Raw genomic sequence first — 13938 nt, forward strand, 5'->3', positions numbered from 1 at the left:
GCAGTGACCCTGAACCCCGAACGCGATTCCATCGTCCAGACGCATTCTGGGAGCGTCAATATACAGACATTGGCCGCATGACCGAGGCGACAACTAGCTTGACTCGCGCCGCTTGTCGACCGGCACGTCGGCGGGTAGCCGCTGCGCCGCGCGCTCGATCTCCTCGTTGATTTCCTCTTCCGGAAGCGCCTCGTCGGGCGGGCCGTGCCGGTCGCGGTCGACCTGAGCGAGTTCGGCGTCGATGTCTTGCGCGGACTCGGTCAGGTCGGGGTCAAGCGTGCTTGGCACGTTGCCGCCTGCCGCTTTCACGGCGCTGCGCTTGCGGTCTTCGTCGCGCTTGCGCGCGGATGCCGTCGAAGCCTGCGGGCGTAATGCCGCAGAGGCCCGCTTGTCAGCGCGTCCCCCGGTTCGTACGGTCTTGCTCATCCTGCTCTCCAATTGAAATCAGACATTCGGGTGTTCTCCACCCTCTACTGGCGGCTCCTTTGCACCAGGATTGCCGCCGCGTTGCCGTACCGATGGCGGCTCGCCGTTCTCGTCGGGAATGTCGTGTTCGCGTTCCACGTCGCGGCGGCGGTCCCGTCCGGGCTTGCCGCGTTCGTGGTCAACATCCGGACCCTTGCGGAAAGTCCGCTTCAGGTCCTGCTGGTTGTCATGCTCATGCTGGCGGTGCGTGCTCATCGCGGTGCGCTCCTAGTCGGTGCGAGCCTTCAACTCGTCGGACACCGCGGTGACGCCGCGCACGCTGCGTGCCATCTCCATCACGCTCGCGCGCTGTGCGTCGTCGCGCACCGTACCCTCCAGCCGCACCACGCCGTCGGTGGTGCTGACGCGGATATTCGCCGGGTCCAGGCCCCGTGCCGCCGAGAGGCGTGAACGGACTTCGGTGGTGATGGTGCGGTCGTTGCTGGCCTGCGTGTCGCGCGGCTCGGCGGTGCGGCCCGGTGAAGACGGCGCCAGTGGCGGATCGGTCGGGGCGGCATGGGTAGCGGTGCCAGCGAACAGCAGCGCGGCTGCCACGGCTGGCGCGGTGGATGCAAGCTTGGCGCGCAGACGGGTGTTCATGGCGATGTCCTCCGGATAGCGGCGGGCCCGGCCGGGCGCCATGCAACGGCGGTGGCCGCGACATGGCGCGGCCGCAGGCCGGCCCTGCGGTATCTCTGCAAGCTCCGTTCCCGCGCAGGCAGTGCGTCATGCGTTGGCCCGTGTGGCGGGGACGGAACCGCGCTGCAGTACTTTTTACACCGGCTGCAGAAACTGCATGGGCGCCTGCGGTGCCGCGACGCTGCCCCCGTGGCTGCGCGTGATGCGCAAGCGTTCGTCCCAGGCGAAGCCGGTGCGTCTATGGCGCGGCACTTGCGTGCAGCCACGTCTATAGTGAAGAGAGATGCTGGCCTTGGATCGCGTGCTGGGGGGCGTCCAGGGAGCCGGCCGGGGGGAGCGGCTCACCGATTGGGAGGAAGCTATGAATCTGGCCGCCGTCCTGTCTTCCCTTGTTCTCGCCTCGTCCGTGGCGGTGTCTTCCACACCTGTCGAGCGGCAGCTCCTCGCCATCACACCCACGGACTTCTCGCAGCGGTTCAATACCGTGGCCCATGACACCGGCTCGGGGCTGACCCTGCCTGCCTTCCAGGTCAAGGCTGGCTGGCACCGGGCAGTGCCCAGTACGGGGGTATCGGTGTTGGTGCGCGCAAGCCGTTCCGGCTATGCGCTCGACGAGGTCGTGGTGGTCTGCCAGGAAGTGGAGCGGTGCTTCCTGACCATCTGCACGGCAGCGCTGGCCATTGACGAATCGATGGATCCGCGCCTGCTGCAGCGCTTTATCGTCGCGCGCATCTCGACGGAACTCGGCGAGGTCGGCCTGGTGATGTCGGGCCTGGCGTACATTGTCGTGACGCCGAAGGAAGACGATTACGTGGCGCTGGTGATCCGGCCATACCTGCCGCAGCAGCAGGGCGCGTCACCGACCCAGGCCGGGACGGGTAATCCCCTGACGCCGATCGCTGCGCAGCGTACCTCTGGCGCCCCGTCCCTTTTGTGAAGCGTCTGTACCGCTAATCCTGCCGCAGCAGCAGGGCGGCAGGCAGCACGGCCAGTACTTCCTGCATCGGCAGCTTGCCGTCCGGCCCCGCAATGAATGTTTGTCCCGTCAGGGCATCGGTCCAGTGGCCGGACTGCCGCGTGCCGGCATTGACGGTAGTGTGGCCCCAGCGGGCTGGCGGAACCCGCGGCAGCTCACGGTCGACGAGCGTGGCACCGAGGCGTGATACCACTGTCAACGCTTCGTCTCCGCCCAGCGTCCGCGCGAAGCCCAGTACATGTTCCGCCAGCGGACCTTCTGCGATGAGCGGCTGGTAGCCGCCCTCCAGGAACAGCATTTCGTGCGCGCGGCGCGCAGCCAGCACATGCCGCACGAGCTGTTGTTTCACGCGGCCGTCCCGCCAGTGCGCCAGCCATTCGGCCCAGCCGGCGCCGCAGTCCAGTCGGGCTTGCAGGCGCCGGTAGTCGGGCGGGCGCCGGTTGTCCGGATCGACCAGGCTCAGGTCCCAGTCTTCGCATCCCTGGTAGCGGTCGGGCACGCCGGGCGCCGTGAGCTGGATCATGGCCTGCGCGAGGCTGTTCATGGCGCCGGCCGGCGCCACGCGCTGCACGAACTGGCCGATCCGGACGAGCAGGCCGCCATGCGGCCAGTCCGCTGCCAGGCCGTGCAGGAAGGCGTCGCAGGCGTCTTCGTAGCCCGGGTTCGGCTGTGTCCAGTTGCCATGCAGCTTGGTTTCGCGAATGGCCTTGCGCTGCCATTGGCCGATGCGCTGCAGGAATGCCGCCAGTGCTTCGCCCTGTTCCAGCGCATCGCGCTGCATGGGCCATGCGCCCAGTAGCGACTGGTAAAGCACCAGGCGGTCGGCCGCGTCCGGAACGCGGGGCAGCAAGGCCAGCAAGCGCGCGCCATCGGTCTCCCATGCGCGCACCGCGACCGCCCATTGCTGCGGCAGCTCGCTCAGCACCGCCAGGCGCATGCGCGCGTCTTCGCCGCGCTTGTGGTCGTGGGTGGCCGTGGCCAGCATCGCATGCGGAAAGGACTGGCGCCGCGCTGCCATGGCGGCATGGAAGCCGGCAGGCGACAGCGCCAGGGCGTCCGGATGGCTGCCAACCTCGTTGCGCGACAGCAGCCGGCCGTAGCGATAGAAAGCCGTGTCCTCGCCGGCCTTGGCTGCCAGTGCAGGCATCAGCTGCTGCACGCGGCGACGGATCTGCGCTGGCGCGCTGCCGTGTGCGTCCGGCGTGCGCAGGCAGGCCACGATGAAATCGAGCGCTGCCGCCTGTTCCGGCGCGAGCGTGGCGCGTGCGGAGCGGGTCGCCTTGTCGAGCATGGCCTGCTCGGCACGCAGGGCAGCCGCGTCGCGCCCGCAAGAGGCGCCGTCCTGATAGCTCCGATAGACCGGGATGGCCTCCAGCCAGGCGGCCAGCGCTTGCCGCAAGGCCGGCAGCGTCAGGTCCCGCGTGGCAGGATCGGCAGCCGCGCAAGCGTGCAGCCGGGCAGTGGCGCCTTCGAATTCGGTGACCAGGTGATGCATCAGGATCTGGCGGCGGGCATCCGCGAGCGCGGCCGCATAGCTGCCGGGCCGGCCGCCGGCGTGCCGCCACAAGGCGCCGAGCGGCGCGTGGCCCGCTTCGCTATGCAGGACGGCGGAGACCTGATCCATGAAGTCGTAGCCCGTGGTGCCGTCGACCTGCCAGTCCGCGGGCAGGATCTCGCCCGGGGCCAGGATCTTCTCGACCACCAGCCACGGGCGCGGCCGGGTTGGCGCCGGTGATCGAGGGGCTGCGTGCTCGTCCAGGCACGCGCGCAGTTGCCGGCAATAGGCCGCGGGGTCGGCAAGGCCGTCGACGTGATCCACCCGCACGCCGTCGATGACCCCTTCGCGCAGCAGGCGGAATACGAGCGCATGCGTCGCGGCAAATACCGCCGGGTCTTCCTGCCGTACGCCGACCAGGTCGCTGATCTCGAAGAAGCGTCGCCAGTTGAGCGCGGTTGCCGCGGTGCGCCACCAGGCCAGGCGGTAGTGCTGGCGCTCCAGCAAGGCATGCAGGTGTTCGCGGCCGGCCTCGTGCGTGGCATCGAACCAGTCGGGGCTGTTCAAGGCATGTCGGAGCAGGCTGTCCGGGGCGAGCGGAAAGTCGTGCTCGAAGTAGCGCAGTGTTGCCGCATCGCCGCCGGGGGCGGGTACAACGCAGAGCTCGCCGCGCGCAAGCGTTTCCCAGTAAGGGTGGCCGAGCATGGGCACCAGCACCTTGCCGTGCAGCGTCGGGTCGGCAGGCTGCCAGTCGATATCGAAAAATGCGGCATGCGGATTGTCCTGGCCATGCGCGAGTACGTCCCGCCACCACGCATTGTGCGTGGGGTCGGCGGCCATGTGGTTGGGCACGATGTCCAGGATCAGCCCGAGACCGGCGTCCCGCGCGCGCTGTGCCAGGGCATGCAGCGCCGTCTCGCCGCCAAGCTCGTCGCGCACGCGCGTGAAGTCGGTCACGTCATAGCCGTGTGTGGAGCCGGGGCGCGCGCCGCACACCGGAGAGAGATACAGGTGGCTGACACCGAGCGCGGCGTAGTAGCTGACCACGCCAGCCGCGTCCGCCAGCGTGAAGCCGGGGTGCAGTTGCAGGCGAGCCGTGGCGCGCGGCGGCAGCGGCGCGCCTGGCGCCACAGTCCGGTCAGCGGGCGCCGGTGCCATGGCCTGGCTCGCCCCGGCCGGACAGGATGGCAATGCAGCTCAGCGCGGGCAGCGAACCGCCGGCCAGGGTATCGGCATGGCCGGCAGCCGTTTCGTGAAGCATGGCGTAACCGGGCGCGGGCGGCTGGCAGGCCACCGCGTCGTGGCCCAGGTTCAGCCAGATCGACAGGCACGCGCCGTCGCCCAAGCGCCAGCGTGCGCACAGCGCGGCTTGCCCCAGCACATCGACCCCCGCGCTGCGGGCGCGCGGCAGACGGTGCATGAGCCATTCGTGCCGGATCGCAAGCAGCCGCCGGTAGTAGCGGGTCCAGTCGTTCTCGACATCCATCGGCGGCCGCGAGGCTTCGAAGGTTGCCGGGTCGTTGGGATCGGGAATCTCGCGCGCCCGCGCGTCGTCCCCGAAGACAGCCATGCTGGCGAATTCCTGCCGGCGCCCTTGGCGCACGGCCTCGGCCAGTTCCGGAGAATGGCTGGTGAAATAGTAGAAGGGCGTCTGCGCGCCGCATTCCTCGCCCATGAACACCAGCGGCACCTGCGGGCAGAGCAGCTGCAGCGCCACGGCGGCGCGCAGCGCACGTGGATCGGCGAGGGCGGCCAGCCGTTCGCCGAAGGCGCGGTTGCCGGTCTGGTCATGGTTCTGCAGGAAGCTGACAAAGGCCGTGGGCGGCAGGTGGCCACTGGGCTTGCCACGACGGACCGGTGCGCGCGCGGCCCCGGTGTCCGAACGGAACGGCGACACTTCGCCCTGGTAGGCGAAGCCTTCGGCAAGCACGCGTGCCAGGTGCTGCAGCGGTGATTGCCGGCTGGACTGGCCTGGGTGGAGGGGGCCCGAGGCGTAGTCGCAATAGTAGCCGTCCTGTTCGCCGGTCAGCAGTACGTGCAGCGCATGATGGGCATCATCGTTCCACTGTGCGTCGAACCCTGCGGCCAGCCGCGCGGCGTCGTTGTGGTCGTTCTCCAGCACCAGGTGGATATGGCGCCCCTGCATGTTCGGCCAGGCGCGCAGGTCCGACGGCAACGTCGTCAGCCAGCCTTCATCGTCGATGGCATGCACGGCGTCCAGGCGCAGGCCGTCGAAGCGGAACTCTTCCAGCCAGTAGCGCGCGTTCTCGGTGAAGAAGCGGCGCACTTCGCGGCGGCGGAAGTCGATGGCGGGCCCCCAAGGGGTCTGCCGGTCCTGCCGGAAGAAAGCGCTCGCATAGTGATGCAGGTAGTTGCCCTCGGGGCCGAAGTGGTTGTAGACCACGTCGAGCAGCACCATCATGCCGAGGCTGTGCGCGTGGTCCACCAGCGCGCGCAGTTCGTCTGGGGAGCCGTAGCCGGATTCGGGGGCAAACGGCAGCACGCCGTCGTAGCCCCAGTTGCGCGTGCCGGGAAACTCCGCAAGCGGCATCAGCTCGACCGCGGTGAAGCCCAGCGCGCAGAGCCGCTGCAGTTGCTGCATGGCGCCCGCGTAGCCGCCGCACAGGCCGACGTGGAGCTCGCAGATGACGGCCTCGTGCCACGGGCGCCCGCGCCAGTCGGGGCATTTCCACGGGTAGGCAGCGCCCTTGGGCTGGCACGCCACGCTGGGGCCGTGCACATCGCCCGGCTGCCAGCGTGATGCGGGATCGGGAAACGTGGTGCCGTCATCGAGCCGGAACCAGTAGCGCGTGCCGTCGCTGCACGGTACGGCGGCCCGGAACCAGCCGTCTTCGGATGGGGTCATCCGCACCGGTCCCATGCCCGCGATCTCCAGCCGCACCGACTCTCCGCGCTGGGCGGCGTCCGGCGCCCACAGACGGAAGCCGATGCGGCCCTCGGGCAGCCACACCGGGCCGAACGCATAGCCGTGCGGATCGTCGTTGGCCGCTGGCACCGCCGGCGCGCCGGCTGAGAAGCTCTCCAGCGGCGCCAGGCGCGGCGTCGCCGAGGTGGCGCCGGTTCCGAGGAAGAATGAATTCAGGTTCAAGATCAGCTCCAGACGGTTCTGGCCGGAAGGGCCGTTGCGGGCCTGCCGCGGCGCGGTCGATATGGCACGTCAGGCGTCAGAACACCGGTTTGTAGAAGGTGCATATCCCTATTGAGCTGACAACATCAAAATAACCACCGTCATTCCCGCGCAGGCGGGAATCCAGCGTCTTTGAAGTCCCCCGAAAGGGGGACAAAAAGTCACTGGGTCCCCGCCTGCGCGGGGACGACGAATATTGGGCGTTGTCGTGAATTATGGAAACCATCATTAATGGCCTTTGCCCTCGGCACGAATCCGGCTGTCGGCATGCCGTGGCGCGCCGCTTGCGCGGTGCAGCAGGTGGACCGGTACAGGCTCGACCTTCCAGATCCGCTCGCAGTACTCGTGGATGGCCCGGTCCGAAGAAAAGTACCCCGAGCGCGCGCAGGACAGCACCGACATGCGCTGCCAGCGCTGCGGTTGCACGTAGGCTTCGCACACGCGCCGCTGGCACTCCACATAGGCGCCGAAATCAGCCAGCAGCATGTAAGGGTCTTGCCGCAACTGCTCGTCGAAAAGACCGCGGAAGACGCCGGGATCGCCATGCGAGAAAAAGCCCTGCTGGACCAGGTCGATCACCGCGCGCAATTCGGGGTTGCGGTGGTAGTAGGCGGCCGGGTCGTAGCCGGCGGCGCGCAGCGCGTAGACCTCGGGCGCGGTCAGCCCGAACGGGAAGAAGTTGTCGGCGCCGATGGCATCGCACAGCTCGATATTGGCGCCGTCCATGGTGCCGATGGTAAGCGCGCCGTTCATGGCGAATTTCATGTTGCCGGTGCCCGAGGCTTCCTTGCCGGCCAGCGAGATCTGCTCCGACAAGTCCGCTGCCGGATAGATGCGCTGCCCGTAGGTGACGTTGAAATTGGGCAGGAACACCACCTTGAGTCGGTCGCGCACCTGCGGGTCATGGTTCACGACGTCGGCCACGCTGGTGATGAAGCGGATCATCAGCTTGGCGTACTCGTAGCCCGGTGCGGCCTTGCCGCCGAACAGGAAGCTGCGCGGCGCGAGGTCGAGGCCGGGGTTGCATTTGATGCGGTGGTACAGCGCGATGACGTACAGCACCGCCAGGTGCTGGCGCTTGTACTCATGGATGCGCTTGACCATGACGTCGAACATCGACGACGGGTCGATAACCACGCCCGTGCAATCGCGTACCAGTTTCGTGAGCGCTACTTTGTTGTCGCGCCGCACGGCCTGCCATTGCTCGCGGAAGCCGGCATCGTCGGCGAACGGCTCCAGCGCGCGCAGCTGCTCCAGGTCCGTGATCCAGCCCTCGCCGATGGCATCGGTCACCAGCCGCGACAGGCGCGGGTTGGACAACGCCAGCCAGCGCCGCGGCGTGACGCCGTTGGTGATGCTGGTGAATTTCCCCGGCCACAAGTCGTGGAAGTCCTTCAGCACGTCTTCCCGCATCAGCCGCGAATGCAGTTCCGCCACGCCGTTGATGGCGTAGCTGCCCACGCACGCCAGGTGCGCCATGCGCACGTGCCGCTCGCCGTGCTCGTTGATGAGCGACAGGCGGGCCAGGCGCGATTCATCGCCATAGAAGCGGATGCGGACTTCTTCGAGGAAGCGCGTGTTGATCTCGAAGATGATCTCGAGATGGCGCGGCAGCACGCGGCCAAAGAGCGGCAGCGGCCATTGCTCCAGCGCTTCGGGCAGCAGCGTATGGTTGGTGTAGGCGAAGGCATGGCGCGTGACGTGCCAGGCCTCGTCCCATGGCAGGTCATGCTCGTCGACGAGCAGCCGCATCAGCTCGGCAATGCCGACCGCCGGGTGCGTGTCGTTGAGCTGCACCGCGAACTTCTCGTGGAAGCGGGACACCGGCATGCCGTCGGCCGCCAGCAGCCGCAGCATGTCCTGCAGCGAACAGGCGACGAAGAAGTACTGCTGTTCAAGCCGCAGTTCCTTGCCCTGTTCGGTTTCATCGTTCGGATAGAGCACCTTGGTCAGGTTCTCGGAGGTGATTTTCTTGCTGACCGCGCCGAGATAGTCACCGCGGTTGAAGGTCGGGAAGTCGAAGGCCTCGGTCGCGTCGGCACGCCACAGGCGCAGCGTGTTGACGGTATTGACGCGGTAGCCAAGGATCGGCGAATCGAACGGCACGCCCACCACGGTCTTGGCCGGTACCCAGCGCACTCGGTAGTGGCCGCGGTCGTCGGTGTAGTGCTCGGTATGGCCGCCCAGGCGCACCTGCACCGCCCACTCCGAACGCTGGATTTCCCACGGGTTGCCGTTGCGCAGCCAGCTGTCGGTCTTTTCGACCTGCATGCCGTCGATGATGGCCTGCTGGAAGATGCCGTATTCGTAGCGGATGCCGTAGCCCAGCGCGGGGATCTCCAGCGTGGCCAGCGAATCCATGAAGCATGCGGCGAGCCGGCCCAGGCCGCCGTTTCCAAGCCCCGGCTCGATCTCCTGCGCGAGAATCTGCTCCAGGTCCAGCCCGAGCGCCTGCATCGCCGCCTGCACCTCGCTGTAGATGCCGAGGTTGATCAGGTTGTTGCCCAGGTGCGGGCCGATCAGGAATTCCGCGGACAGGTAGGCAACCGTGCGCGAGGGCTGGTCGAGGTAAGCCTCGGACGTGCTGATCCAGCGCTGCACGAGCCGGTCGCGCACGGTGTGCGCGAGCGCCTGGTAAAGGTCGTTCTGGCTGGCGTGTTCCGGCGGCTTGCCTTGCGTATGGAACACGTGGTCCAGGAAGGCGCGCCGGATGGTGGCACTCGACAGCGCGGTGCGGGTATCGTCGGCATGCTCGGACCGGCTGGTTTCCGTCATGGGCGAGCTCCGTTCAAAGGTCGGTCAGCGCTGGCGCGGCGGGTCCGGCAGGCGGCCCTGGCGCACCGCCTGTGCCCGCGCGCGCAAGGCCGGCGTATCGAACAGGCGGCGCACGTCCGCATCGAGCCTGCGCTGCCAGTTGGGATGACCCGAAGTGGTGCCGGGCAGGTTGGCTTGTTCGGCCATGCCGAGCAGGTCCTCCATCGGCAACAGGCGCAGCGGCGTGCGCGTGCGGCCAAGCCAGGCCAGCACGGCGTCCAGGGGCGGATGTTGCGGCTCGGGCATGTCCCCGCCGGCAAGGCCAGCGTCGCACAGCGCCTGCCACAGCGCCGTGCGTTCGCGCACGCGGGCATCACGCACGCCCTGCGGGGATTCCGTGTGCGCGAGCAGTCCCAGCCGCTCGCGCCAGGCAAGGTCGCGCCCCTGCCACCAGCCCGCGACGGTGGGCAGGTCGTGCGTCGAAGTGGTGGCCACGGCGTGCCTGGGCCAGTTCTCGGCGGGCAGGAACGGCAGCACTTCGGGCGCGGTGCCGGCATCGCCTTGCGGCGCCGGCGTTTCGCGCGCGAACCACAGCACGTCGATGCCGAGCACGCCGCGCGCGGCCAGCGCGCTGTCCAAGTGCGCCGGCACCGTGCCCAGGTTCTCGCCGATGATGATCGCGCGGTGCCGCCACGATTCCAGCGCCACCAGCCGCAGCAGCGCCGGCAGCGGGAAATCGAGATAGGCACCGTCGCGCGCCGACGCGCCGGCAGGTACCAGCCACATGCGCGCGAGGCCCGGCACGTGGTCGATGCGCAGTCCGCCGCCATGGGCCAGGTTGGCACGCAGCATCTCGATGAAGGCGCCGTAGCCATGCTGATACAGGCTGCGCGGCGAAAACACCGTCACGCCCCAGTCCTGTCCGTGCGGGTTGTAGACATCGGGCGGCGCGCCGGCATGGAAGCCGGCCAGGATGTCCTGCTGGCGCGACCATGCCTGGCTGCCGCCCGGATCCGCGCCCACCGCCAGGTCGCCGATCACGCCGATCGCCATGCCCGCGTCGCGTGCGGCCTGCTGGGCGCATGCCAGGCCGTCGTCGGCCAGCCATTGCAGGAAGATGTGGTAGTCGATTTCGTGCGGGTGGGCCATCGCGAATGCGGCGACGGCGGGATCGGCGGGGGAGCGCAGCGTCACCGGCCAGCAGCGCCAGTCCGCCGCGCCGTCGGCGTTCATGCCATTGGCCGCCTCGCCGAGGCGGCTGGCCTGGATCGCTTCATAGCACGCGTGGTCGTGCAGCGCGGTGCCACCGCGTGCGCGGAACGCGGTGCATGCATCCAGCGCCGCCCGCGGCAACAGCCGTTCGCGGTGCTCCCAGAGCCAGCGCAGCACGGACAGGCGCAGGCGGGACAAGGCCACCCAGTCGATCTCGCTGCGGGCTTCATGCTGCGCGAATGCCGTACCGGCGTTCAGCGCCGCGATGGCGCTGTCGACCACGTCCTGCCCGAAGCGTCTGGCGGGGTCCGCATAGAGCGGGTTGTGGAACAGCCGGCTGGACGGCGAATAGGGGCTGTAGCGCTCGGGCAGCGCGGCAAAGCCCGCATGGAGCGGATTGATCGCCACGGCATCGGCATGCTCGCTCGCGGCGGCCTGGCAGCACTGCGCCAGCGCGGTGAGATCCCCCATGCCCGTGGGCGCGCCGCGGCGCAGGCCGTAGAGCTGCACGGCCAGGCCCCAGGCGTGCTCGCCTGCCGCCTCGCGGCCGGCTGCGCGCAGGGCGTCGCCCACGCCAAAGCAGCGCTGCGGGGCAACGGCCAGCATGGTTTCTGCTTCGGCGATGTGCAGGCGGTGGTAGCCGCATGCGCCGACGGGCGCCAGGCGCAGCGTCCCGTCCGCGGCGGGCGCTGCGGTTCCGTCGAGAAGGCCGCCATCCTCGAGTTCGATCTCGTACGGCCGCGCTTCGGTGCCGTCCGGCCATGGCACGGCGATGGGCTGCCCCTGGTCGGCCGTGATCAGCGGGGGCAGGCCGCGGGCGGCATCCTCGGCGTCCAGCCATGCGCATGAGGCCTGGCACTGCGCACGCGTGTCGCAGGCCAGCGCCAGGCCATGCAGCAGGCGGCGCAGGGCCTCGTCCGAGACCTGTTGCGGCTGGCCCCAGGCATCGAGCCAGCGCGGCCGCAGGCCCGCACGCAGCGCCAGTGCATGCAAGGGGGCGTGAGGAGAGTCGGTCAGCATGCTCATGCGGTTGGCTCCTGCGAGGTGGCGCGCGCCGGCATGGCCGGGCGCGGAGGCCGTGGCGGCTCGGCCTGCGCGGCGAGCAGTACCAGGGCATGGGCGGGCACGGCCTGCACTGTCACGCCGGCCATGGGCAGGCCGGCTTCCGGCAGATCGGGCTGGCTGCTGTCGAAGAGCAACTGCCAGCCCAGCGCCGGCTCGGGCAGGTGGAACACCACATCGGTGTCGCCGGCATTGAGCAGCACCAGCGTCACCTGCACCGGGCTCGCCTGGCCAATGCGCGCGGGGCGGGCCAGTTCGGGGCGCTCCGCCCGAGGCGGTGCGGCGGCCCGGCGCAGCGCGAGCGTGCGGATTTCGGGGTCGGCCCACGCTTCCGGGCTCGGCGGGCGCCCGTCGGTGTCGAACCACGCGATGTCGCCGATGCCAGGCACGGGCTCATGGTTGCCGTGGGCAAAGCGGTTGGCGCCAATGGCGTGCAGCCTGCGGCGCAGCGCCAGCAGGCGGCGCACCATCTGCAGCAGCGCCTGGCCCTGCGGCGTCTGCGCCTGCTTCCAGTCCAGCCAGGACAGCGCATTGTCCTGGCAGTACGCATTGTTGTTGCCCTGCTGGCTGCGACCCCATTCGTCGCCGGCGGTCAGCATCGGCGTGCCCTGGGCCAGCAGCAGGGTGGCCATCATTGCCTGGGCCACGCGCGCGCGCCGTTCGAGGATCGCGGGATCGTCCGTGGGGCCTTCGACGCTGCCGTCGGGACTCCAGTTGGCGCTGTGGTTGTGGTCGGTGCCGTCGCGGTTGTCTTCGCCGTTGGCTTCGTTGTGCTTTGCGCTGTAGCTGACCAGGTCGGCCAGCGTGAAGCCGTCATGCGCGGTGATGAAGTTGAGGCTCGACCACGGCCGGCGGTGGCGGCGGTCGAACAGGTCGGCCGAGCCGGCCAGCCGCGCGGCCAGCTCGCCGCGCTGGCCGGCGTCGCCGCGCCAGTAGCGGCGCACGGTGTCGCGGAACTTGTCGTTCCATTCGGCGAAGCCCGGCGGGTGGTTGCCAAGCTGGTATCCGCCCGGCCCCAGGTCCCACGGTTCCGAGATCAGCTTGACGCAGCTGAGCACGGGGTCCTGCAGCACCGCGTCGAAGAACGCGGCGCCCGGGTCGAAGCCGTTGTGCTCACGGCCGAGCGTGCTGGCCAGGTCGAAGCGGAAGCCGTCGATGTGGTAGCACCGGACCCAGTAGCGCAGCGAATCGAGCACCATCTGCAGCACGCGCGGATGAGGCAGGTTGAGCATGTTGCCGCAGCCAGTGTCGTTGAGGTAGCGGCGTTCGTCGCCGGGCACGAGCTGGTAGTAGCTGGCGTTGTCCAGCCCCCGCCATGACACCGTCGGCCCGAGTTCGTTGCCTTCGCAGGTGTGGTTGTAGACCACATCCAGGATGACTTCGATGCCCGCCGCGTGCAGCCGCCGTACGGCGACCTTGAGTTCGTGGAGCTGGTCCGTTGCGAGGTAGGACGGCTCGGGCGCGAAGTACGACAGGGTGTTGTAGCCCCAGTAGTTGCGCAGGCCGCGTTCCAGCAGGAAGCGGTCCTGCAGGATGGCGTGCATCGGCAGCAGCTCCACGGCGGTGACGCCCAGGCGCAGCAGGTGGTCCAGGAAACGCGGGTCGCATAGCGCTGCGAAGGTGCCGCGCAGGTGCGGCAGCACATCGTCGCGCAGCATCGACACGCCGCGCAGGTGGGTTTCATAGATGATCGTGTCCTGCCACGGCACGCCGGGCGGCCGATCGTCGCCCCAGTGGAAGCTTTCGTCGACGACGATGGCTTTGGGCATGGTCGGCGCGCTGTCGCGGCGGTCCGGCGTCAGGTCGCCGCGCGCGCTCTGCAGGCGGTAGCCGAACAGCGCGTCGGACCAGCGCACCGGCCCGCTGAGCTGGCGCGCGTACGGGTCCAGCAGCAGCTTGTGCGGGTTGAAGCGGTGCCCGCGCGCGGGGTCGTACGGCCCGAAGGCGCGGAACCCGTACAAGGTCCCGAGCGCGGCGTTGGGCAGGTAGCCATGCCAGATCTCGTCGGTGCATTCGGGCAGCGGCATGCGCGACAGTTCCTTGCGCCCATTTGCCGAGAACAGGCACAGGTCGACGCGCGAGGCATTGGCCGAGAACACCGCAAAGTTCACGCCGAGGCCGTCCCAGTGGGCGCCGAGCGGGTAGGGCTTGCCGGACATCAGCCGGTCGTTGACCTGGAGCGTCATG

The 13938-nt window shown here is 69.1% G+C and carries 9 protein-coding genes; 1 reads left to right on the top strand and 8 read right to left on the bottom strand.

Translation table 11 applies throughout. The features are described from left to right. Positions 1 to 93 precede the first annotated feature (93 nt). The 3 genes from LDO29_RS24090 to LDO29_RS24100 are packed head-to-tail and all read right to left on the bottom strand — an operon-like array spanning position 94 to position 1065. Positions 94 to 426 (bottom strand): hypothetical protein, encoded by a 333-nt coding sequence (locus LDO29_RS24090; protein WP_224082259.1) that lies wholly within the window; start codon positions 424 to 426, stop codon positions 94 to 96. An 18-nt stretch (positions 427 to 444) separates the two neighbouring features. Beyond that, entirely contained in the window at positions 445 to 681 is a 237-nt protein-coding gene (locus tag LDO29_RS24095; RefSeq protein WP_224082260.1) for a hypothetical protein, read from the bottom strand. 12 nt (positions 682 to 693) lie between these two features. Continuing rightward, entirely contained in the window at positions 694 to 1065 is a 372-nt protein-coding gene (locus LDO29_RS24100; protein ID WP_224082261.1) for a BON domain-containing protein, read from the bottom strand. Between the two features lie 400 nt (positions 1066 to 1465). Here LDO29_RS24100 and LDO29_RS24105 point away from each other — a divergent pair, with 400 nt between their 5' ends. Beyond that, positions 1466 to 2041, top strand: a complete 576-nt coding sequence (locus tag LDO29_RS24105; RefSeq protein WP_224082262.1) for a malto-oligosyltrehalose synthase — start codon at positions 1466 to 1468, stop codon at positions 2039 to 2041. A 13-nt stretch (positions 2042 to 2054) separates the two neighbouring features. Here the strand turns inward: LDO29_RS24105 and treY are convergent, their stop codons facing one another. The 5 genes from treY to glgX form a co-directional block, all read right to left on the bottom strand. Then, entirely contained in the window at positions 2055 to 4733 is a 2679-nt protein-coding gene (treY, locus tag LDO29_RS24110; protein ID WP_224082263.1) for a malto-oligosyltrehalose synthase, read from the bottom strand. Beyond that, a complete protein-coding gene (gene treZ, locus LDO29_RS24115; protein WP_224082264.1) occupies positions 4714 to 6684 on the bottom strand; it encodes a malto-oligosyltrehalose trehalohydrolase in 1971 nt (656 codons plus the stop codon). The genes treY and treZ overlap by 20 nt, the downstream gene beginning before the upstream one ends. Positions 6685 to 6951: 267 nt before the next feature. Further along, entirely contained in the window at positions 6952 to 9498 is a 2547-nt protein-coding gene (locus tag LDO29_RS24120) for a glycogen/starch/alpha-glucan phosphorylase (RefSeq protein WP_224082265.1), read from the bottom strand. Positions 9499 to 9522: 24 nt separating this feature from the next. Continuing rightward, positions 9523 to 11709: a 4-alpha-glucanotransferase gene (gene malQ, locus LDO29_RS24125; protein ID WP_396022711.1), complete on the bottom strand. Its 2187-nt coding sequence runs from the start codon at positions 11707 to 11709 to the stop codon at positions 9523 to 9525. Between the two features lie 2 nt (positions 11710 to 11711). Further along, positions 11712 to 13937 (bottom strand): glycogen debranching protein GlgX, encoded by a 2226-nt coding sequence (glgX, locus tag LDO29_RS24130; RefSeq protein ID WP_224082342.1) that lies wholly within the window; start codon positions 13935 to 13937, stop codon positions 11712 to 11714. Position 13938 lies beyond the last annotated feature (1 nt).

This window comes from Cupriavidus laharis (genome assembly GCF_914271435.1).
Lineage (GTDB): Bacteria > Pseudomonadota > Gammaproteobacteria > Burkholderiales > Burkholderiaceae > Cupriavidus > Cupriavidus laharis.

Excerpts from the sequence above, each read along its gene's own strand:
- LDO29_RS24120 (WP_224082265.1), bottom strand. The coding sequence starts at position 9,498 with ATGACGGAAACCAGCCGGTCCGAGCATGCCGACGATACCCGCACCGCG.
- LDO29_RS24100 (WP_224082261.1), bottom strand. The coding sequence starts at position 1,065 with ATGAACACCCGTCTGCGCGCCAAGCTTGCATCCACCGCGCCAGCCGTG.
- LDO29_RS24105 (WP_224082262.1), top strand. The coding sequence starts at position 1,466 with ATGAATCTGGCCGCCGTCCTGTCTTCCCTTGTTCTCGCCTCGTCCGTG.
- treY (WP_224082263.1), bottom strand. The coding sequence starts at position 4,733 with ATGGCACCGGCGCCCGCTGACCGGACTGTGGCGCCAGGCGCGCCGCTG.
- malQ (WP_396022711.1), bottom strand. The coding sequence starts at position 11,709 with ATGCTGACCGACTCTCCTCACGCCCCCTTGCATGCACTGGCGCTGCGT.
- LDO29_RS24095 (WP_224082260.1), bottom strand. The coding sequence starts at position 681 with ATGAGCACGCACCGCCAGCATGAGCATGACAACCAGCAGGACCTGAAG.
- LDO29_RS24090 (WP_224082259.1), bottom strand. The coding sequence starts at position 426 with ATGAGCAAGACCGTACGAACCGGGGGACGCGCTGACAAGCGGGCCTCT.
- glgX (WP_224082342.1), bottom strand. The coding sequence starts at position 13,937 with ATGACGCTCCAGGTCAACGACCGGCTGATGTCCGGCAAGCCCTACCCG.